At 72.4% G+C, this 21,063-nt stretch carries 13 protein-coding genes and 1 tRNA gene; 8 read left to right on the top strand and 6 right to left on the bottom strand.

Annotation, left to right across the window (positions count from 1 at the left end):
* Window positions 1–55 precede the first annotated feature (55 nt).
* Window positions 56–1,549: a DEAD/DEAH box helicase gene (locus tag EDF55_RS06325; RefSeq protein WP_123654095.1), complete on the bottom strand. Its 1,494-nt coding sequence runs from the start codon at window positions 1,547–1,549 to the stop codon at window positions 56–58.
* A gap of 83 nt (window positions 1,550–1,632) precedes the next feature.
* Between EDF55_RS06325 and EDF55_RS06320 the strand changes: the two genes are divergently transcribed.
* A complete protein-coding gene (locus EDF55_RS06320; protein WP_260233430.1) occupies window positions 1,633–2,349 on the top strand; it encodes a ferritin-like domain-containing protein in 717 nt (238 codons plus the stop codon).
* Window positions 2,350–2,385: 36 nt separating this feature from the next.
* On the opposite strand, the gene EDF55_RS06315 is transcribed toward EDF55_RS06320, so the two are convergent.
* Both EDF55_RS06315 and EDF55_RS06310 read right to left on the bottom strand, forming a co-directional pair.
* Entirely contained in the window at window positions 2,386–2,703 is a 318-nt protein-coding gene (locus EDF55_RS06315; protein ID WP_123654094.1) for a hypothetical protein, read from the bottom strand.
* Window positions 2,704–2,710: 7 nt separating this feature from the next.
* Window positions 2,711–2,932: a DUF3107 domain-containing protein gene (locus tag EDF55_RS06310; RefSeq protein ID WP_123654093.1), complete on the bottom strand. Its 222-nt coding sequence runs from the start codon at window positions 2,930–2,932 to the stop codon at window positions 2,711–2,713.
* Window positions 2,933–3,113: 181 nt separating this feature from the next.
* Here EDF55_RS06310 and EDF55_RS06305 point away from each other — a divergent pair, with 181 nt between their 5' ends.
* Together EDF55_RS06305 and EDF55_RS06300 are read left to right on the top strand one after the other, a co-directional pair.
* Window positions 3,114–6,269, top strand: coding sequence for a UrvD/REP family ATP-dependent DNA helicase (locus tag EDF55_RS06305; RefSeq protein WP_185017183.1), 3,156 nt, complete (start codon window positions 3,114–3,116; stop codon window positions 6,267–6,269).
* Window positions 6,266–9,517, top strand: a complete 3,252-nt coding sequence (locus EDF55_RS06300) for an ATP-dependent DNA helicase (protein WP_260235847.1) — start codon at window positions 6,266–6,268, stop codon at window positions 9,515–9,517. Before EDF55_RS06305 ends, EDF55_RS06300 begins: the two co-directional genes overlap by 4 nt.
* A gap of 97 nt (window positions 9,518–9,614) precedes the next feature.
* Here the strand turns inward: EDF55_RS06300 and EDF55_RS06295 are convergent, their stop codons facing one another.
* A complete protein-coding gene (locus tag EDF55_RS06295) occupies window positions 9,615–10,613 on the bottom strand; it encodes a phosphotransferase (RefSeq protein WP_123654091.1) in 999 nt (332 codons plus the stop codon).
* Between the two features lie 87 nt (window positions 10,614–10,700).
* On the opposite strand from EDF55_RS06295, the gene nudC reads away from it, so the two are divergent.
* Window positions 10,701–11,636: an NAD(+) diphosphatase gene (gene nudC, locus EDF55_RS06290; protein ID WP_123654090.1), complete on the top strand. Its 936-nt coding sequence runs from the start codon at window positions 10,701–10,703 to the stop codon at window positions 11,634–11,636.
* Complete coding sequence (locus tag EDF55_RS06285; protein WP_123654089.1) at window positions 11,633–13,378, top strand: ATP-dependent helicase; 1,746 nt, start codon at window positions 11,633–11,635, stop codon at window positions 13,376–13,378. The genes nudC and EDF55_RS06285 overlap by 4 nt, the downstream gene beginning before the upstream one ends.
* Here the strand turns inward: EDF55_RS06285 and EDF55_RS06280 are convergent.
* Both EDF55_RS06280 and EDF55_RS06270 read right to left on the bottom strand, forming a co-directional pair.
* Complete coding sequence (locus EDF55_RS06280) at window positions 13,263–14,120, bottom strand: TOMM precursor leader peptide-binding protein (RefSeq protein WP_123654088.1); 858 nt, start codon at window positions 14,118–14,120, stop codon at window positions 13,263–13,265. The two genes, EDF55_RS06285 and EDF55_RS06280, sit on opposite strands and share 116 nt — an antisense overlap.
* Window positions 14,121–14,411: 291 nt before the next feature.
* Complete coding sequence (locus tag EDF55_RS06270) at window positions 14,412–15,818, bottom strand: zinc-dependent metalloprotease (RefSeq protein ID WP_123654087.1); 1,407 nt, start codon at window positions 15,816–15,818, stop codon at window positions 14,412–14,414.
* Between the two features lie 151 nt (window positions 15,819–15,969).
* On the opposite strand from EDF55_RS06270, the gene EDF55_RS06265 reads away from it, so the two are divergent.
* From EDF55_RS06265 to EDF55_RS06255, 3 genes are all read left to right on the top strand, one after another.
* Window positions 15,970–17,079: a PDZ domain-containing protein gene (locus EDF55_RS06265; protein ID WP_243698298.1), complete on the top strand. Its 1,110-nt coding sequence runs from the start codon at window positions 15,970–15,972 to the stop codon at window positions 17,077–17,079.
* Window positions 17,080–17,258: 179 nt separating this feature from the next.
* Window positions 17,259–20,324: a UPF0182 family protein gene (locus EDF55_RS06260; protein ID WP_395869951.1), complete on the top strand. Its 3,066-nt coding sequence runs from the start codon at window positions 17,259–17,261 to the stop codon at window positions 20,322–20,324.
* Between the two features lie 61 nt (window positions 20,325–20,385).
* Window positions 20,386–20,462, top strand: a tRNA-Met gene (locus EDF55_RS06255).
* Window positions 20,463–21,063: the final 601 nt, after the last annotated feature.

Below are 21,063 nucleotides of genomic sequence, written 5' to 3'. Positions count from 1 at the left end.
ACCCACGGGCACTGTCGCGTTCACGAAGTCCTTCCGGATGACCGGACGGGAGGCGCTACTCGCCGTCCGACGCCGGCTGCGGCGACGAGGCGGTCGCCTCGCCCCCCGTGCCGGCCCCGCGACGACGGCGACGACGACGACGCTTGGTCGCGGCACCGTCACCGTCGGTGCTGTCCGGACCCGTGCTCTCGACCTTGGGCGCGGAGTCCGCAGCCTGCGCTGCCGGGCGATCCGAGCCTCCGGTCCGGGTGCGACGACGCGGACGCGAGTCGCCGGATTCACCGGAGCCGTCCGACTGGCGCGGCTGGCGCGGCGGCCGCGAGCTGCTGCGCTCCGGCGCACCCGCCGTGGCGGCGTGCGACGACGAGCCGGGCAGACGGCCCTTGGTGCCCTGCGGGATGTCGAGTTCCTCGAACAGGTGCGGCGACGACGAGTAGGTCTCGACGGGCTCGGGGATGCCGAACTCGAGGGCCTTGTCGATCAGCGTCCACTTGTGCAGGTCGTCCCAGTCCACGAACGTGACCGCGATGCCCGTCTTGCCCGCGCGACCGGTACGACCGGCGCGGTGCAGGTACGTGTCCGGGTCGTCCGGGATCGTGTGGTTGATCACGTGCGTGACGTCGTCCACGTCGATGCCGCGGGCCGCGACGTCGGTGGCGATGAGCACGTCGCGCTTGCCGGCCTTGAACGCCGCCATCGCGCGCTCGCGCTGCTCCTGGTTGAGGTCGCCGTGCACCGCTGCGGCGTTGAACCCGCGGTCCTTCAGTTCCTCGACCAGCTTCGCCGCCGCACGCTTGGTGCGGGTGAAGATCACGGTCTTGCCGCGGCCGTTCGCCTGCAGGATGCGGGCGATGACCTCGTCCTTGTCGAGCGAGTGCGCGCGGTAGATGAGGTGCTTGATGTTGGCCTGCATGAGGCCCTCGTCCGGGTCCGTGGCGCGGATGTGCACCGGACGCGACATGAAGCGACGGGCGAGCGCGACGATCGGCGCCGGCATGGTCGCCGAGAACAGCATCGTGTGGCGCACGTCGGGCACGGCCTGGAAGATCCGCTCGATGTCCGAGAGGAACCCGAGGTCGAGCATGCGGTCGGCCTCGTCGAGGACGACTTCCTGCACGTGGGAGAGGTCGAGCAGTCGCTGACGCTGCAGGTCGATCAGGCGCCCGGGGGTGCCGACGACGATCTGCGCGCCAGCCTTGAGCTGTTCGATCTGGCCTTCGTACGCCTTGCCGCCGTAGATCGAGACGATCGTGGTGGAGCGGTTCGAGGTCGCGAGTTCGAGGTCCTCGGTCACCTGGACCGCGAGTTCACGGGTCGGGACGACCACGAGGGCCTTCACGCCGTGCGCGGGGTCGGCGCCGAGACGCTGGATGAGGGGGAGGCCGAACCCGAAGGTCTTGCCGGTCCCGGTCTTGGCCTGGCCGATGATGTCCTGGCCGGTGAGGGCGAGCGGGATCGTCTGCTCCTGGATCGGGAAGGGCTCGATGATGCCCTTGCCGGCGAGCGCATCGACGATGTCCTGCTCGATGTTGAGGTCTGAGAAAGTCAAAAAGGTCACCCTGTCCTATCGGGGAGTCCGAACCAGTCTACCGGCGCGCGGAGCGGACGGGTCCTTCCCCCTATGCTGGAGGCGTGGTGTCGTGGTGGAACCGGAAGCGCGCGGCGCAGCTCGCAGCAGCATGGCTCGCGTCGCGGAACCCGAAGAACCCCGCGCAGGTGGAGCGCCTGCAGCTCGACGACGTCAGCCCCGAGCTCGACGTCTACCTCGGGCAGGCCGCCTACCTCCAGCTCTCGCTGTACGAGACGATGGGCCGCGCCGGAGCGTCGGCGCCGACCCTGTCCGGACGGCTGGTCACCGGCGTGCTCGCCACGACCGCGCTCGACCGGCACCGGTCGATCGTCGCCGAGATCGAGCGGACCGGAGCCGACCCGGCCGAGCTGATGGCGCCGCACCGGGAAGCCATCGACCTGTTCCTCGACCGGACGAGCGGTGCGGACTGGTACGAGTCGATGCTGACGGGCTACGTCACCGCCGGCATCCTCAACGACCTCTTCGCGAACCTGCTGCGCTCACTGCCGAACGACGTGCAGCAGCGGCTGCAGGGCGTGTTCGACGCGCGCGAAGAAGCGGCCGTCGTCGAGGAGCTCAGCGCGCGCATCGACGAAGAACCGCAGGTGTCGTCCCGGCTGGCGATGTGGGGACGACGGCTCGTGGGTGACACGTTGCTCGTCGCACGGTCGGCGCTGGCGTCGCACGCGCGCGAGGACCAGTCGCGGCTGGAGCCGGTCTGGACCGAGCTGATCGCGACGCACACCCGGCGGATGGACGCGCTCGGGCTCACGGCCTGAGGGGCTCGACCGTGCCGCTGGCAGCGGCAGGGGTGCTCAGGCGCGGCGTGTCGCTCCGGCGCCGCCGCGGTTCCTCACGGCCTCGTAGAAGGCGGCGTCGTTCGCGGTGCGGCGTCGGCCGAGCAGCCACTCCGCGGCGAGTGCGACGACCCCCGCGCCGACGAGCGCGACGACCCAGATCCAGGTGGCGTCGTACTGCCAGCCGGCCCAGGTCAGCACTTCCCAGAGGACGGCGGCGGTGATCCCGCCGACCGTCGGGCCGAGCAGCTGACCACGCGTCGAGCGCAACGGCAGCAGCACGTGCGCGATGGCACCGCAGATCAGGCCGCCTAGGATCGCGAAGAGGAGTTCCACGCCGGTGCTACGCGACGAAGCCGATGCGGCGGGCTTCTTCGGAGCCGAACTCGACGTAGGCCAGCGCTGCGGCGGCGACCACGTACTTGCGGCCCTTCTCGTCCTGCAGCGCGAGGTGCGTCTGGGATGCGAGCGCCTCGGAGACGGCCTTCTCGATCTCTTCCGCGGTCTGCTTCGTCTCGAAGGCGATCTCGCGCGGGCTGTTGATGATGCCGATCTTGATGTCCACGTGCTCACCATATCCGAGCCGTGTTCGGGCGGACCCTCCGTTCGCCTTGGGCGCACGGCGCACGGCGCACGGCGCACGGCGTCCGGCGCACGGCGTCCGGCGCACGGCGTGCGGAGTCCGGCGTCCGGCGCACCGCCGGTCGGTCACCGGAGTTGTCGGTCGCCCTCGGTACGGTACGGACGTGCCCACGACCACGCTGACGCCAGCACCCGCGCCGACGCAGGTGTCCCGCGCGCTGGTCGCGGACCCCGGGCAGGCAGCGGTGCTCGCGCTGCCCGACGGCGTGCACGCAGCGGTGATCGGCGCTCCCGGCACCGGCAAGACCTCGACGCTCGCCCGCCTCGTCGCCACCCGGCTCCGGCGGCCCGACGCGATCACCCCGGACGGCCACGCGACGGTGCTCGCCCTGACGTCCTCGCGCACCGCGGCGACCGCGCTCCGTGACCACCTCGCGGTGACGGTCGAGCGGGTCACGCCCGGCGCGCTCGCCTGCACCGTGAACTCCCTGGCCTTCCAGATCGTCGCGTTCGCCGCCGCCGCGCAGGGCCAGCCCGCGCCGACCCTCCTCACCGGTGGCGAGCAGGACCGGATCCTCGCCGACCTGCTCGCCGGCCACGAGACCGACGGCACCGGCCCGGACTGGCCGCAGCCGATCACCGCCGTCGTCCGGGAACGCGCCGGGTTCCGGACGGCACTCCGCGACGTGATGATGCGCGCGGTCGCCGCCGGCGTCGAACCGGACGACATGCGCGAGCTCGCGGACGAGAAGGGCCGGCCGGAGTGGCGGGCGGTCGGTGACCTCGTGGACGAGTACCGGGCCGCGTTGACCGCCTTCCGGACGACGAGCCTCGACGCCGCGGAGCTCGTCGCCTTCGCCACCGCCGCCGTGCTCCGCGGGGAACTCCCGCCCGCGGTGGCCGCACTGCGGCTCGTGGTCGCCGACGACACGCAGGAACTCGTCGAGGGGGAGATCGCACTCCTCGGTGCGCTGGCCCGCTCCGGCGTCCAGGTCGTCGCGTTCGGCGATCCGGACATCGCCGCGTCGGCCTTCCGCGGTGCAGAGCCCGACGTCCTCGGCCGGCTCGCGTCCCGGCTCGGTGTCGCGCACGTGCAGGACGTCGTGCTCGGGACCGTGCACCGGCACCCCGCGCCGATCCGGGCGCTCGTCAGCGGGATCACCGGACGCGTCGGGGCCGCCGCGGCGGGGCGGCAGCGGACCGCGCTCGCCCGCGACACCGACGGCCGGCCGGACTCCGTGCTGCACCTCGAGGGCGGCAGCCGTTCCGCGCTCGTGGTCGCCGTCGCCCGTCGGCTGCGCGAGCACCAGCTGATGGACGGCGTCCCGTGGCACCGCATGGTGGTCGTGACGCGCAGCGGTGCGGCCATCCCCGAACTCGTCCGTGCCCTCTCCGTCGCGGAGGTCCCCGCCACGGCGGGTGCCGCGCCGACCCGACCCCGGGACGACTCCGCCGCCCGCTCGTTGATCGACGCCGCGGCGGTCTCGCTGGGGGTGCTGCCGCTCGACGCCGACCTCGCGACCGCCTTCGCGACCGGTCCTCTCGGCGGGCTCGACACGCTCGCGATGCGGCGGCTCCGGCTCGCGCTCCGGCGTGAAGAACTGGCCGGCGGCGGCACCCGCACCGCGGACGAACTGCTCGTCGACGCGCTCGGGGCTCCGGAGCGGCTCGTCACCGTCGACGCCGCCTTCGCCCGCCGTGCCACCCGCCTCGCCCGGAGCCTCGTCCAGGCCCGCGCCGACGCCGAGTCCGGTGCCAGCATCGAGGAGATCCTCTGGGGCCTCTGGGAGCGCAGCGGTCTCGCCGGCATCTGGGGCGGCCAGTCGCTCGCGGGTGGTGTCGGTGCCGGCGAGGCCGACCGGCACCTCGACGCCGTGGTCGGGCTGTTCACCGCGGCGAAGCGCTTCGTCGAGCGCACGCCGGACGCCCCCGCGCGGGTCTTCGTCGACGACCTGCTCGGAGCCGACCTGCCCGAGGACAGCATCGGCCCGGACCGGACCGCCGGGCGTGTCCGCGTGCTCACCCCGTCCGCGACGATCGGGCTCGAGTGCGACGTCGTCGTGGTGCTCGGCCTGCAGGACGGCGTGTGGCCGAACACCCGGGTCCGGGGCAGCCTCCTCGACCCGGACGGACTGGTCCGCGCCGCTGCCGGGACCGACCACGACGTCGTGGACGACCGCGCCGCCGTGATCGCCGACGAGCTCCGGCTGTTCGCCCGGGCGGTCTCCCGCGCCACGACCCAGGTGGTCATCGGGACGATCGCCAACGACGACGAGTCCCCGTCCCCGTTCGTCCGGCTCGTGCCCGTGCCGCCGGACCGCCAGCCCACCGCGCACCCGCTCTCACTCCGGGGACTCGCGGGTTCGCTCCGCCGTCGGGTGGTGGCGACCGGTGACCACGAGGCGGCCTCCGCACTCGCGCGCCTGGCCGAGGCCGAGGTCCCCGGCGCATCGCCCGACGACTGGTACGGCACCGCCGAGCCGACGACGGAAGACCCGCTCGTCGACCTGGACGGAGCCGCCGTCGAGGACCCGGTCAGCGGCGAGCTCGTCCCGCCCACCGTCGGGGTCTCCCCGTCGCGGATCGGCACCTTCGAGGAGTGCCCCGTGCACTGGTTCGTGCAGACGTTCGGTGGCGGCGCACCGAGCCCGGCGATGGGCATCGGCACGATCGTGCACGAGGCGATGGAGCACGCGACCGAGATCGACGTCGAGTCGCTGTGGGAACGGGTCGAGTCCCGGTGGGGTGAGCTGACGTTCGAGTCCCCGTGGATCGGCGACCGTGAACGCGCCAGGACGCGTCGGATGATCGAGGGGCTCAGCGACTACCTGCGCACGTTCGCCAGCGCCGGACGGCAGCTGCTCGGCGCCGAGACCTCGTTCGCCCTCGTCACCGGCCCGGCACGGGTGCGCGGCAGCATCGACCGCATCGAGATCGACCCCGACGGCCGCGTCAGCGTCGTCGACCTGAAGACCGGCCGGAGCATGCCGAGCGAGAAGAACGACATGCCCGAGCACCCGCAGCTCGGTGCCTACCAGCTCGCGGTGGAGGACGGCGCGGTCGAGGGCGTCCCGGCCGGGTCGCCGATGACCGATGCCCGGCTCGTCTTCGTGCAGAACCCGAAGGGCGGGCACGCCTACTCGGAGCGGACCCAGCACGCGTTCGACCCCGACGCGCGCGAGTCCTACCGGGAACGGCTGCACGAGGTCGCCAGGGGCATGGCCGGCCGCACGTTCGTCGCCAACGTCGACGACCACTGCGAGAAGGCACGCACCGGTGTCGAGTGCCGGATCCACGTGGTGGGAGAGGTGACGTGGTGACCGACGAACTGCTCGAGGACGACGTCCTGGTCCGGCACGGCGCGGATGCGATCGCCGACGCACTCGGCCGTCCGCGCCCGACCGAGCAGCAGCGCGCCGTCATCGAGTCACCCCTCGCACCGGCCCTCGTCGTCGCCGGCGCCGGCAGCGGCAAGACCGAGACCATGGCGTCGCGGGTCGTCTGGCTGCTCGCCAACGGCCACGTGCGCCCGGACGAGATCCTCGGACTCACCTTCACCCGCAAGGCGGCGGGGGAGCTCTCGATCCGGATCAACGACCGGATCCGGGCGCTCGAGGACGCCGGCCTGATCACTGCCGGCGACGCCTTCGAAGCCCCGACCGTGTCCACCTACAACGCCTTCGCGAACAGTGTCTTCCGCGAGAACGCGCTGCTGGTCGGGCGCGACGGCGAGTCCCAGGTGCTCACCGAACCGTCCGCGTGGCAGCTGGCACGCCGGGTCGTGGTCGCCGCCCGGGACGACCGGCTCGCCGGCCTCGACCGCAACGTCGACACGATCACCGCGGCCGTCGTCGCGCTCGCCGGAGCAGCGTCGGAGCACCTCGTCGAGCCCGAGCGGCTGCGGCGCTTCGCGATCGAGTTCTCCGAGCTGCTCGAGCTCCCCGGCAACCGCGGGAAGCCGTACGCCGCGATCACCGCGGCCGTGGCGGCGATCGGGGCACTGGAGCCGCTGACCGACCTGGTCGAGGAGTTCCGCCGCCAGAAGGTCGACCGCGGCTTCGTGGAGTTCTCCGACCAGATCGCGCTGGCCCTCGCCGCCGCCGAGGCCGCACCGCGCGTGGTCGACGACCTCCGGGGGCGGTTCAGGGTGGTCCTCCTCGACGAGTACCAGGACACCTCCGTGGTGCAGACCCGGTTCCTGGCACGGCTGTTCCACGACCACCCGGTGATGGCCGTCGGGGACCCGCACCAATCGATCTACGGGTTCCGCGGCGCGAGCGCGGCGAACCTGGCCCGGTTCCCGCGGGACTTCGGACGCGCTGGCGACGCTGGCGACGCTGGCGCCGCCGCTCCGCGCACGTTCGCCCTCTCGACGAGCTGGCGGAACCCGGTCGACGTCCTCGCCGGGGCCAACGCCGTCGTCGCGCCCCTGTCCGAGGCGTCCGAGGTCGACGTGGAGCGCCTGTCACCACGGCCCGGCGCCGACGCCGGTGTCGTGCACGCCGTCTTCACCGAGACCCTGCCCGAAGAAGCGGCCGCCGTGGCCGCCTGGTTCGAGGACCACCGCCGCCGGAACCCGGGCGGCTCGATGGCGCTGCTCCTCCGTGCCCGGAAGGACCTCGCGGCGTTCACCGGGGCACTCGGGCAGCGGGGAGTGCCGTACCACGTGCTCGGCACCGGGGGACTGCTCCAGCGTCCGGAGATCGTCGACCTGGTGGCCTGCCTCCGGGTGCTCCACGACCCGGCCGCCGGCAACGACCTGATCCGGCTCCTCGCCGGGGCCCGCTGGCGGGTGGGCGCGGCGGACGTCGTCGCGCTGCACGGCCTGGCGCAGTGGCTGTTCAAGCGGGACCACACGCAGCAGCGCCTCGACGACGAGGTGACCGCCGCCTTCCGCGCGTCGGTCGCGGTCGGTGAGCACGGCTCGGTCGTGGACGCCCTGGACTTCGTCGCGGTCGCACCGGACGAGCACGGCGCCCTGCAGGGCATCACCCCGGCCGGCCGCGACCGGATGCGCCGGCTCGGGCAGCAGCTCGCCGCGCTCCGGTCCCGTGCCGCCGGGGACCTGGTCGACTTCGTCACCCTGGTGATCCAGGAGATGCACCTCGACATCGAGGTCGCCGCGCACGAGCAGGGGAGCGGTGCGTACCTCGACGCCTTCGTCGACGAACTCGCCGGGTTCGTGGGGACGGACGACCGCGCGGACCTCGGCGCCTTCCTCGGCTGGATCGATGCGGCAGCGCGCCGGGACGACATGGGTCCCCGATCCGAGGAGCCCGAGGCCGGGACCGTGCAGATCCTGACGATCCACGGCTCGAAGGGGCTCGAGTGGGACGCGGTCGCGGTCCCCCGGATGGTCGAGGGTGCGCTGCCCGCCCGCCCGCAGGAAGGGTCATCGGGGTGGATCGGATTCGGACGCCTCCCGTACGAGTTCCGCGGCGACGCGGACGAGCTCCCGCGCCTGGACTGGCGGGGGCACGACGCCCAGAAGGACGTCACGCTCGCGATCGACGCCTTCAAGGACGAGGTGAAGGCCCGCAACGAGGAAGAAGAGCGCCGGCTGACGTACGTCGCGCTGACCCGGTCGCGCCACGAGCTGCTGGTGAGCGGCTCGTTCTGGGCCGGCGGGGTGAAGCCGATGCAGCCGAGCCGGTACCTCGCGGACCTCGTCGACGCCGGGGTGGTCGCAGCCGACCGGATCCCGGAGACCACCGAGCACGAGGAGAACCCCCTCGGCGACGCCGGCGCGACCCAGGAGTGGCCGCACGTCCCGTTCGGGAACCGTGCGCCGCGCGTCGCCGCTGCCGCCGACCGGGTCCGGAACGCGAACCCGGGCGCGGCCGGACGCTTCGCCGCGGACATCGACCTGCTGCTCGCGGAGCGCCGCGCTGCCCGGTCCGCGAAGCACCGCGTGGTGGTCCCGCACCGGGTGCCGGCGTCCGGGTTCAAGGACTACCTCACCGAGCCCGACGCCGTCGCGGAGCGCCTGCGCCGGCCGATGCCCGAGCGCCCCTACCGCGCCACCCGGCTCGGCACCCTGTTCCACCAGTGGGTCGAGCGCCGTGCGCGCTCCGGCGGGGCGCTCGAGACGCTCGGATCGCCGGAACTGCTCGACGTGTGGGACGGCGAGCTCGACGCCGACCCGGACGAGTCGGCCGCTCCCGACGCGGCGGTCAGCGACGACGACGCCCGTCGTCTCGGCGAGTTCCAGGAGACCTTCGCCCGTTCACGCTGGGCGGGCCTGACCCCGGTCGAGGTCGAGCGGGAGATCCACATCCCGTTCCTCGGGCACAGCGTGGTCTGCAAGCTCGACGCGGTCTACGAGATCGACGGGCGGATCGAGGTCGTCGACTGGAAGACCGGCAAGGCACCGTCCGGAGCGACCGACCTGGAACGCCGGCAGCTGCAGCTCGCGCTGTACCGCGTCGCCTACGCCGAGTTCACCGGGCGCCCGATCGCGGACGTCGACGCGGTGTTCTACTTCGTGGCGGACGACCTGGAGATCCGGCCGGCGGAGCTGCTCGACCGTGCGGGGCTCGAACGTGCCTGGGACGCCGCGATCGGCTGACGCGACGTGCGGGACGGACCCGCACCGTGCCTCCAAGGCCGCGAATGCCGGAAAAGCCGGAGAAGCCGGAGAAGCCGAGAATGCCGGAACGGCCGCGTCAGCCGTGCCGACGTTCGGTCGACGACAGCAGCTGCTCGACCTCGCCGATCTCCATCGTCTCCGGCGACACCGACTGCAGCGGCGCGGCCGACGGTGCGTGCACCGCGTCGACGAGACGGTGCATCATCGCGACGGCGTCGTCGACGACCGAGGTGCTCTTCGCCTGCACGCCGTGCAGGAGCCACTGCGCCGTCTCGAGCTCGTGGTAGACCCGGGCCCGCTGGGCGAGCTGGCGGTCTCGGCCGCCACCGTTCGCCTCGTAGGCGCTGAGCACGGTGTCGAAGGCGTCGCGACGGCCGGCGAGCACCCATGCCAGGTCCTTCGCCGGGTCGCCGAGTCGGAGCTCGCCCCAGCCGAGGACACCGGTGACGTCGTCGCCCTGCACGAGCAGGACGTCGGGGCCGAGTGCGCCGTGCACGACGGTCGGCGTGAACTGCCACAGCTGCTGGTCGCGCGCGGCGCCTTCCCAGCGGTCCTGCAGCGCGGCCGGCACGAGCTTGGTCGCGACGGCACGGTCCATCACGGACACGGCGGAACGGAGGACCTCGAAGGGGGTGAGGGAGGGCAGGCCGGCGTCGGTCACGAAGCTGGTCGGCAGCAGGTGGATCGCCGCGACGGCACGGCCGACGCTGGTGGCGAGTTCCGGACGCTCGCCGAGGGCGCCGAGCGACGGGTGGCTGCCGGGGACGAACCCGGTCACGATGGCGCGGGTCGAGCCGATCGGCGCCTGACCGCGGTACTCGGGGACCGCGAACGGGAGGCGCGACCTGATCCCGGCGCTCAGCGCACGGATCGCGAGGAGGTCGGCCGACTGCCGCGCTTCGGCCCGCTGGTTCCGGGGACGGCGGATCGCCGACTCGATGCCGTCCGAGTCGCGGAGGACCGCCGACTCGTAGTCACCGGCCGCGACCGAGCCGAGGGTGCGCGTGCCCGTGACGACGAGTCCGGGCACGGCCGTCGTCGCCAACGCCGCTAGAGTGAACTGGGATCCCGCCATGCCCCACAGGGTAGGTCCGCCGACGTCTGGATCGGTGCGCGCCACGCTGGTCCGGTCCCGACACGACACCGACCCGAGGAGTCATCCGTGACCGTGGAGTTCGCCGCCCGGCTGCCGCTCGCCCGCAACGAGCTCGACCGTGATGCCGAGTACCGCAGCACGCCCGGCCTCGGACGGGTGCTGCGCGACGACGAGGCGACCCGCTTCCTGCCGGTGCACGGCGCCGCGATGCTCCGGAACCCGGACGGCACGCTGCGGTTCGTCGCCGCGGCCGACGTGCCCGAGGGGGCACCGTTGGTCTACCTCGGCCGTTCCGTGTCCGACGCCGCCGACGCTCCGGCCGGCACCCGGTTCGCCGCGGTCCTCGTCGACGCCGACACCGCCGCGCGGATCGAGCCCGAGGACGCCGCCTGGGAGAGCCTCCGGATGTTCGGCACCGAGCTGTCCCCGCGTGACCAGGGCCTCGCGGTCGAGGCCGTGGCGATGGCGAACTGGCACGCGGTGCACGGCTTCTCGCCCCGCACCGGCTCGAGCACGGAGGTGGTCACCGGCGGCTGGGTCCGCCGCGACGACCAGGGCCACGAGCTCTTCCCCCGCACCGACGCCGCGATCATCGTGGGTGTCGTCGACGCCGACGACCGCATCCTGCTCGGGTCGAACGCCGCGTGGGACCAGGACCGGTACTCGCTGCTCGCCGGGTTCGTCGAGCCCGGGGAGTCGCTCGAGGACGCCGTCCGCCGCGAGGTGTTCGAGGAGTCCGGCGTGCACGTCGAGGAGCCGGAGTACCTCGGATCCCAGCCGTGGCCGTTCCCGGCGTCGCTGATGGTCGGGTTCCGTGCCCGTGCGGCGGACGGCGACCCGTCGACCGCCCGCCCGGACGGCGTGGAGATCCTCGACGTCCGCTGGTTCTCTCGTGAGGACATCCGCGAGCGTGCCGGCGACACCCTGCTCCTGCCCGGACGGACGTCGATCGCCCGGGCGATCATCGAGGAGTGGTACGGCGGCCCGCTGGACCTGCCGTGAGCACCACCCCGGCCGGGCCGACACCACCCTCCCCGGAGGCGCTGCTCGCAGCGCTCGACGCGGAGCAGCGCACCGTCGCGACGACCCTCCTCGGCCCCGTTGCCGTCCTCGCCGGCGCCGGGACCGGCAAGACGCGGGCCATCACGCACCGGATCGCCTACGGCGTCGCCACCGGCACCTACTCGCCGGCGCACGTCCTCGCACTGACCTTCACCACCCGGGCGGCCGGTGAACTCCGGTCCCGCCTCCGCGCGCTCGGCGCCGGGAGCGTGCAGGCGCGGACCTTCCACGCCGCCGCGATGTCGCAGCTGAGCTACTTCTGGCCGGACACCGTCGGCGGCCACGCGCCGAAGATCGTCGAGTCCAAGGCGCGGATGATCGCGCACGCCGCGGACACGATCGGGATGCACGTCGACAAGCCGGTGCTCCGGGACCTCGCGGCCGAGGTGGAGTGGCGGAAGGTCCAGCGGCTCACCCTCGACGAGTACGAGGCGGCGGCCGTCGACCGGGTGATGCCGCGCGAGACCAGTCCGGCGCGCGTCATCGACCTGATGCGCGCGTACGAGCGGCTCAAGGACGACCGCCGGCAGATGGACTTCGAGGACGTCCTGCTCGCCACCCTCGGCATGGTCGAGACCGAACCGCGCGTCGCCAGCTACGTCCGGCAGCAGTACCGGTTCTTCGTGGTCGACGAGTACCAGGACGTCTCGCCCGTCCAGCACGACCTGCTCCGGGCGTGGCTGGGCGATCGGCAGGACCTCTGCGTCGTCGGCGACGCCAGCCAGACGATCTACTCCTTCGCGGGCGCGTCCAGCAAGTACCTGCTCGGCTTCGGGTCGGAGTTCCCGCGGGGGTCCGTGCTGCGGCTCGAGCGGAACTACCGGTCCACGCGAGAGGTCGTCAACGCCGCCAACGCGTTGATGCGCGGCCGACCCGGAGCACTCGACCTCGCGGCGCAGGACCCGGTGCCCGGCCCCGAGCCCGTCGTGGTGCCCTGCGTGCACGACGGCGACGAGGCTGCGACGATCGCACGCCGGATCACGGACCTGGTCAGCGAGGGCGGTGCCTACGGCGACTGCGCCGTCCTGTTCCGTGTCGGCGCCCAGTCCGCAGCGCTCGAGGCGGCCCTCGGCCGGTCCGGGATCCCGTACCGGGTGCAGGGCGGCACCCGGTTCTTCGACCGTCCCGAGGTGAAGCTCGCCGTGCACCACATGCGCGGTGAGGCGATCCGGCAGACCGACGACGAACTGACCCGGCGTGTGGGCCTGGTGCTGCAGGTCAGTGGGTGGACCCCGACCCCGCCGGAGGGCACCGGCGCGGTCCGCGAGCAGTGGGACGCGCTGCAGGCGATCATGGGCCTCGCCGAGGACGCCCCCGCGGGCACGACGATGCAGCAGTTCACCCAGGACCTGGTCGACCGGGCAGCGACCCACCACGAGCCCGAACTCGACGCCGTCACACTCGCGACGCTGCACTCGTCCAAGGGCCTGGAGTGGCCGAACGTCGTCATCGCGGGCGCTGCCGAGGGCCTCCTCCCGATCTCGCACGCCACCACCGACGCCGAGGTCGACGAGGAGCGCCGGCTGTTCTACGTCGGACTCACCCGAGCCCGCCGGACGGTCACGATCACGTGGTCACGACAGGGGTCCACTCGGGGCGGAGCGCGCGCTCCGAGCCGGTTCCTGGCAGCGATCGACACGCACACCGGGGGTGCGGCCGCGCCGGCCGACGCGACACGCTGAGGTCGTCGCGGTCGAAGACGAGCTGGTCGTCGCCGGGGACGGAGGCGCGCCGCGGCAACCGCTCGACGACGAGACGGGTGACCGCTGCGGCCACCGCACCGACCCGGTACGGCGAGAGCGGCGCGGCCGGCCGCCCCCACACCTGCGCGGCGATCGCCGGCCAGGTCGGGTCGTCGTCGACGTGCGCGTACTCGAGACACTGCATGCACGGCCCCGCGCCGGGGACCAGGAACGGGCCGACCCGGATGCGCCCGTCGCTCACGACCACCGGCAGGTGCGGGGTGCCGCGACGGGTCCACGCCGCACGGAGCGCCGGGTCGACGACGTGGTCGGCCACCACGACCGCGGTCTTCGGTTCCGGGTCCGGCACCGTGACCGGACCGCCGCGCGGGGCCGTGGTCCGGACCACGGTCACACCTTCCCCGGTCAGGAACGTGTCGAGCGTGTCGGGCAGAGCGCCGACCCCGTGGACCTCGACGCGGACCAGGGGTTCCGGGAGCATGTCGAGCACCGCCGGGCTCGCCGCGCCGAGGACCCGTGCCGCGACCTCTGGCCGGCACCCGACGCTGCCCGCGACCCCGGCGAGGGCGTCCCGGCCGGTCTCGCGCCGGAGTGCGAGGAGGAAGCGTTCCTCGGCCGTGGTGGGGACGCCGACCACGGCGCGCGGCGGGTCGACGCCGAGCTGCACGGTGACCGGGTCACGCCAGACGAACTCGAGCGTCGGATCGATGCGGATGCCCATGGGTCCACCGTGGCGGACGGGACCGGGCGTCGGGGCGCGACCGTCGGATCTGTGGACAACCACGTTGCCCACAGGCGGCCGGGTGCCGGCGGCGATCCGAGCCTCCAGGCCGGACCACCGCGGCCCGTCGGCCGGTCGGGACCGCCACCGCGCCCCGTCGGCCGGACGGGACCACCACCGCGGCCCGTCGGCCGGACGGGACCACCACCGCGACCTGTCGGCCGGACGGGACCACCACCGCGGCCCGTCGGCCGGACGGGACCACCACCGCGGCCCGTCGGCCGGACGGGACTAGCGGGGGCCGTCCTCGGGAGCCGGACCGGCGTCGGGACCGTCCTCGTCGGACACCCCGCCCGACTCGTCCTCCCGCGGACGCGACCCCGTCGAGTCGTTCAGCAGGTCCTCGAGCGCACGGTCGAACTCGTCGTCCTCCGGCGTCTGCCCCGGGTTCCGGAGCCGCGCCACCAGTGCGTCCGGTGCGTCGATGTCGTCGGAGACGGGCACCAGGTCGAAGTGCTCCCAGAGCGCGTCGCGCTGCTCGGCGCCGAGCTCGTCGGTGACCCGTTGCCACATCGCCGCGGCCTCACGGAGGCGGCGGGGGCGCAGCTCCAGCCCGACGAGCGTCGCGAACGCGGACTCGGCGGGGCCACCGGCGGCACGGCGGCGGCGGACGGTCTCGGCGATCGCACCGGACCGGGGGAGCCGCGCGGTGGCGGCGGCGGTGACGGTGTCGACCCAGCCCTCGACGAGCGCGAGCATCGTCTCGAGGCGGGCGAGCGCGGCGTCCTGGTCCGGGGTGCGCGGCGGGATCAGCGCACCGGACGCCAGGGCGTCGCGGAGCTGCTCCTGGTCGGTGGGGTCGATGTCGGCCGCGAGTTCCTCGACCCGGTCGAACGGGATGTGGATGCCGCGGGCGTACTCGGTGATCGAGGAGATGATGTGCAGCCGCAGCCAGCGCGCCGACCGGAACAGCCGGGCATGCGCGAGCTCGCGCACCGCGAGGTAGATCCGGACCTCGTCCACCGGCACGTCGAGGCCCTCGGCGAACTCGGCGACGTTCTGCGGCAGGAGCGCCGCGACCTGCTCGTCGAGGAGCGGGATCCCGACGTCGCCGCCGGACACGACCTCCTTCGAGAGCTGCCCGACGACCTGGCCGAGCTGGATCGCGAAGAGTGCGCCGCCCACGCCGCGCATCGCCTTCGAGACGTCGCCGAGCATGGCCTTCAGTTCTTCCGGCGCACGCTGGTCGATCGCCTCGGTGAGGGCGTCGGCGATGCTCGCCGCGACCGGCTCGGCGATCTGCGACCAGACCGGCGCGGTCGCCTTCGCCCACTGCTCCCGCGTGTACAGGCTCGGCGTCGCGGTGAGCTCGGCGACGCTCGTGACCTCGTCCAGCCAGAGCGCCGCGACCTGGAACGCCTGGTCGCTCGCCTGGCTCGTCGCCGGGTCGACACCGTGCGCGCCGTCCTTGGCGATCGCGACCGCGCGCTCGGCGGTCACCGAGAAGTCGATGCCGTCGCCGCCGTTCTGGGCGGCCTGCTGCAGCTGGCTCATCAGGTTCGCGACGAAGGCGGGGTCGTTGGGCAGGCCGGCGGCACCGGCGAGCTGTGACGGGTCGATCTGCCCCTCGCCGGCGAGGAGCTTGCGGAGCATCTCCTGGAAGTCGTCGTCCGGCCCCGGCTGCGGTTCATCAGGCATGCCGACTACGCTAATCCCCGCTCGTGGGACCGGACCTGGGACGGCCCCGTGGGAACGCCCATCCGGCTGCGCCGAGGGCGAACAGCCCCTCCGGCAGGAAGGGCGAGCAGGTGGGCGGTCGGCCCGCATGTGTCCCTCCGGAAGGACCCCGTTGACCCTCTTCGCGCCCGCGCCCCGTCGTCGCTCCCGCACCCGGACCGTTGGTTGGGCCTTCGTGATCGGGGCCGTCGTGCTCGCGATCATCGCCAGCGTCCTGCCGAGCCCGTACGTCATCGAGCTGCCCGGCCCCGTGTTCAACACGATCGGCACGCAGCAGCAGGGGACCGGCAAGGACGCGAAGGACGTCAAGCTGATCCAGGTCGACGGGCACCCGACGTACCCGACGTCCGGCGCGCTCGACATGCTCACCGTGAGCGTCGAGGGCACGGCCACACAGCGTCCGGCGTGGACGAGCGTGATCCGCGCGCTGTTCACCAAGTCGCAGGCCGTCGTCCCCGCCTCGGCGATCTACCCACCCGGCACCACGACCGAGCAGGTGAACGAGCAGGACGCCGCCGACATGACGAACTCGCAGCAGTCCGCCGTGGCCGCTGCCCTGATCCAGCAGGGGACGAAGATCCCCACGGAGCTCGAGGTGGGGACGGTCGGCAAGGACACCGCGGCCGACGGCGTGATCGAGAAGGGCGACGTCATCACGGCGTTCGACGGCACCTCGCTGACGACGAACGCGGACGCGACGACGCTCCGCGACCTGGTCGGCAAGCACGGCACCTCGTCGCCGGCGACCGTGACGATCACCCGTGACGGGAAGTCCGAGGACGTCCAGGTCACGCCGCGCGAGCAGAGCGGCACCGCGCTCCTCGGCGTCGGGGTCGTCGAGCACTACGACTTCCCGTTCGACGTCTCGATCAAGCTGCAGGACGTCGGCGGACCCTCCGCGGGCATGATGTTCGCGCTCGGGATCATCGACGAGATCACACCGGGCAAGCTCAACGGCGGCAAGCACGTGGCCGGCACCGGCACCATCACCGCGGACGGCGAGGTCGGGGCCATCGGCGGGATCCGGCAGAAGCTGTACGGCGCGAAGGACGCGGGAGCGACCGTCTTCCTCGCGCCGGCGTCGAACTGTGACGAGGTCGTCGGGCACGTCCCGGACGGGCTCGACGTCTACGCCGTGAAGACGCTGGACCAGGCGGTCACCGACCTCGACACGATCGCGAGCGGGAAGAGCACGGCCGGTCTCGCCACCTGCGGCTCCTGAGACGGTCGGCGTCGACCCGGCTCGCGTTCCCGGCGTGGTCGTCACCGCGACGGACGGGAGGCCCCGGCCGTCATCCTGAGATCGGGTACAGGTTCGCAGTCGGTCCGGTCCAATAGGATCGTGAGCACTGACGGCCCGGTGCGCCGGGCCGCCGGTCCGACACGTCTGGAGCACATCACGTGACGACTGCCTCGTCCACCTCGTCCACCGCGGGACGGCGTTCGCCGCGTGTCCCGATCGTGGTCACGATCATCGTGCTCGCTGCACTGGTGATCGCCTTCTTCATCTTCGCCAGCCTGTACACCGACTACGCGTGGTTCGCGCAGCTCGGGTTCCAGCAGGTCCTGACCACCAGGTGGATCGCAGGGACGGCGATGTTCTTCGCCGGGTTCCTCGGCATGGCCGTCCCGGTGTACCTGAGCATCCTGCTGGCGTTCCGGTTCCGGCCGGTCTACGCGAAGCTCGGCTCGCAGCTGGACCGCTACCAGCAGGTCATCGAGCCGCTCCGCCGCGTCGTGATGATCGGCATCCCGGTCGTCCTCGGCATCTTCGCCGGGCTCGCGACGGCGCCGCGCTGGAGCATGGTGCTCGAGTACTTCAACCGGACCCCGTTCGGCCAGAAGGACCCGCAGTTCGGACTCGACATCGGGTTCTACGTCTTCGAGCTGCCGTTCTGGCGCTCGGTCGTGGCGTACTCGTCCGCGGTCGTGCTGATCGCCGGCCTCGCCGCACTCGCCGCGTGCTACCTCTACGGTGCCATGCGCTTCGGTGGGCGAGAGGTCCGCATCTCGCGCGCCGCCCGCGTCCAGCTCGCGATCACCGCCGCCGTCTACATCGCGCTGCAGGCCGTCAGTCTCTGGCTCGACCAGTACGCGGCTCTCACGAAGAGCAACTCGCTGATCACCGGTGCGCAGTACACCGAGGTCAACGCCACCATCCCGGGCCGCGAGATCATGGCGGGGATCGCCGCGATCGTCGCGATCCTGTTCATCGTCACCGCGATCATCGGCCGCTGGCGGATCTCCATCGTCGGCACCGGGCTGCTCCTGGTCTCCGCCATCGTCATCGGCGGCATCTACCCGTGGATCGTCCAGCGCCTGCAGGTCGCACCGTCGGAGCGCTCGTTCGAGTCCGCGTACATCCAGCGGAACATCGACGCCACCCGTGACGCCTACGGGGTCGCCGGCGTCAAGGAGTCGAACTACGACGCCACCACCGAGACGGCCACCGGCGCCCTGGCGGAAGACGCCCAGACCACGACGAACATCCGGCTGATCGACCCGAAGATCGTGTCGGACACGTTCAGCCAGCTGCAGCAGTCGCGGCAGTACTACCAGTTCCCGGACGAGCTCGACGTCGACCGCTACGACATCAAGGGCCAGACCGAGGACACCGTCATCGCGGTCCGCGACATCGACCTCGACGGCCTCAGCGCCGCGGCGAACACGCAGTACAACCGCACGTTCGTCTACACCCACGGCTTCGGCGTCACCGCGGCCTACGGCAACCAGCGCGCCAGCGACGGCAAGCCGGTGTTCCTCGAGTCCGGCATCCCGACCACCGGTGCCCTCGGCGACTACCAGCAGCGCGTGTACTTCGGTGAGACCTCGCCGCCGTACTCGATCGTCGGTGCGCCGAAGGGCTCCAAGAACGTCGAGCTCGACTACCCGTCCGGCTCCGACGACTCGAACGACGCCAACGGCGGCAACGCGACCACCACCTACCAGGGCAACGGTGGCCCGAGCATCGGGAACTTCTTCAACCGGCTCGTCTACGCGGCGAAGTTCCAGTCGGAGCAGATCCTGCTCTCGAACGCGGTGAACCAGGACTCGCAGATCCTCTACGACCGTGACCCGATCACCCGTGTGAAGAAGGTCGCGCCGTACCTGACGCTCGACAGCGACGTCTACCCGGCGATCGTCGACCACCGGCTGCAGTGGATCGTGGACGGCTACACGACCAGTGACGCGTACCCGTACTCGCAGAGCCAGAGCCTGTCGGACAGCATCAACGGCACCGAGTCCTCGACCTACCGCACCGACCAGGTGAACTACATCCGGAACTCGGTCAAGGCCACCGTCGACGCCTACACGGGCAAGGTCACGCTCTACACGTGGGACACCAAGGACCCGGTGCTGAAGACGTGGCAGAAGATCTTCCCGACGTCGATGAAGTCCGTGTCCTCGATGAGCGCCGAGCTCCTCGACCACGTGCGCTACCCGACCGACCTCTTCAAGGTGCAGCGGTCGATCCTCGGGACGTACCACGTCACCAACGCGAACTCGTTCTACTCCGGAGACGACGCGTGGACGACACCGTCCGACCCCACCAGCGGGTCGAACGACAGCGACACCACCGCGACCGACTCCACGACGACGACCAACGCGCTCGGGACCCAGACGACGACCGCCAAGGCCGACCAACAGGACCCGTACTACCTGACGATGAAGGTGCCGGGGCAGGGGACCGCCTACACGCTCTACACGACGTACATACCCCAGCAGACGGGGTCGAACGCGCGGAACGTGCTGACCGGGTACCTCGCCGTCGACTCCGACGCCGGAGGGGCCGGCAAGGGCAAACGCTCGTCCGGCTACGGGAAGCTCACACTGCTGACGATCCCGAAGACGGACAACATCCCCGGCCCGCTCCAGGTGCAGAACCTGTTCAACTCCGACACCACCGTGTCGCAGGAGCTGAACATCCTGAAACGCGGGAACAGCACCGTGAAGCAGGGCAACCTGCTCACGCTGCCGGTCGGTGGCGGGTTCCTCTACGTCCAGCCCGTCTACGTCCAGTCGACGTCGAGCGGCTCGTACCCGCTGCTGCAGAAGGTGCTCGTGGCCTTCGGCGACAAGATCGCGTTCGAGGACACCCTCGACGAGGCGCTGAACCAGCTCTTCGGTGGTGACTCCGGCGCTGCCGCGGGTGACCAGGGCGCGGCGAACGGGTCCGGGTCCTCGGGCTCCGGTTCCGACTCCGGGTCCTCGGGCAGTGGCTCCGACTCCGGGTCGACCGACTCCGGGTCGACCGGGTCCTCCGGTTCCTCCGGTTCGACGGGCACGGGCACCACGCCGAGCCCGGCGCTGCAGCAGGCCCTGTCGGACGCGAACGCTGCGCTGCAGGACCGGACGCAGGCCTACGCGGACAACGACCTCGTCGCTGCGGCGGAGGCGGACAAGCGTCTGCAGGAGGCCATCCAGGCCGCGATCGACGCCGAGGGCGACAGCAGCTCGGGCAACTGACACACGGGCGGGGCGCTCGATTTGGCGCCCCGCCCGTACCCGTGTAGGCTTATCAACGTGCCGCGGGGTGGAGCAGTTCGGTAGCTCGCTGGGCTCATAACCCAGAGGTCGTAGGTTCAAATCCTGCCCCCGCAACCAACGCGACACAGAAGCCCCGGTCCTCACGGACCGGGGCTTCTTCGTGTGCCCGACGCCTGGTGCCCGACGCCTGGTGCCCGGTGCCCGGTGCCCGGTGCCCGGTGCCCGGTGCCCGGTGCCCGGTGCCCGGTGCCCGGCGCCTGGCGCCTGGTGTCGCCTAGTGCCCGTCGCCCGTCGCCCGTCGCCTGGTGCCTGGTGCCTGGCGCCGCCGCCCGCCGTCGCCGAGTCCGCAGACGCCGCCGCCGCGCCGCCGGTACCGGAGTCGTCGCGCCGCTCCGTCCGCCCGTGCCGCGCCCGTCCCAGCCCCGCTCGAGCCCGGCTGCGTTGAGCGGGCGAAATGCCGCGGTACCCACCGCGGGGGCCCGGGCATTTCGCCCGCTCGGCCCTGCCTGCGCCGAGCCGGCGAAGTGCCAGATCGCCCATGCGCCGGGACCCTGGTCTTTCGCCCGCTCGGCCCCCGGGTGGTTGAGCGGGCGGAATGCCGCGGTGTCCGCCTGGCGGGAGCCTGGTCTTTCGCCCGCTCGGCCCCCGGGTGGTTGAGCGGGCGGAATGCCGCGGTGTCCGCCTGGCGGGAGCCTGGTCTTTCGCCCGCTCGGCCCCC

It is taken from the genome of Curtobacterium sp. ZW137, assembly GCF_003762905.1.
In the GTDB taxonomy this organism is placed as follows: domain Bacteria; phylum Actinomycetota; class Actinomycetes; order Actinomycetales; family Microbacteriaceae; genus Curtobacterium.
Note: the sequence above shows the minus strand (reverse complement) of the source record. Positions and strands in the feature narration are given on the sequence as shown.

What these genes read in the sequence shown, in the direction of transcription:
- EDF55_RS06295 (WP_123654091.1), bottom strand. Translation starts at nt 10,613, where the DNA reads ATGGCGGGATCCCAGTTCACTCTAGCGGCGTTGGCGACGACGGCCGTG.
- EDF55_RS06280 (WP_123654088.1), bottom strand. Translation starts at nt 14,120, where the DNA reads ATGGGCATCCGCATCGATCCGACGCTCGAGTTCGTCTGGCGTGACCCG.
- EDF55_RS06270 (WP_123654087.1), bottom strand. Translation starts at nt 15,818, where the DNA reads ATGCCTGATGAACCGCAGCCGGGGCCGGACGACGACTTCCAGGAGATG.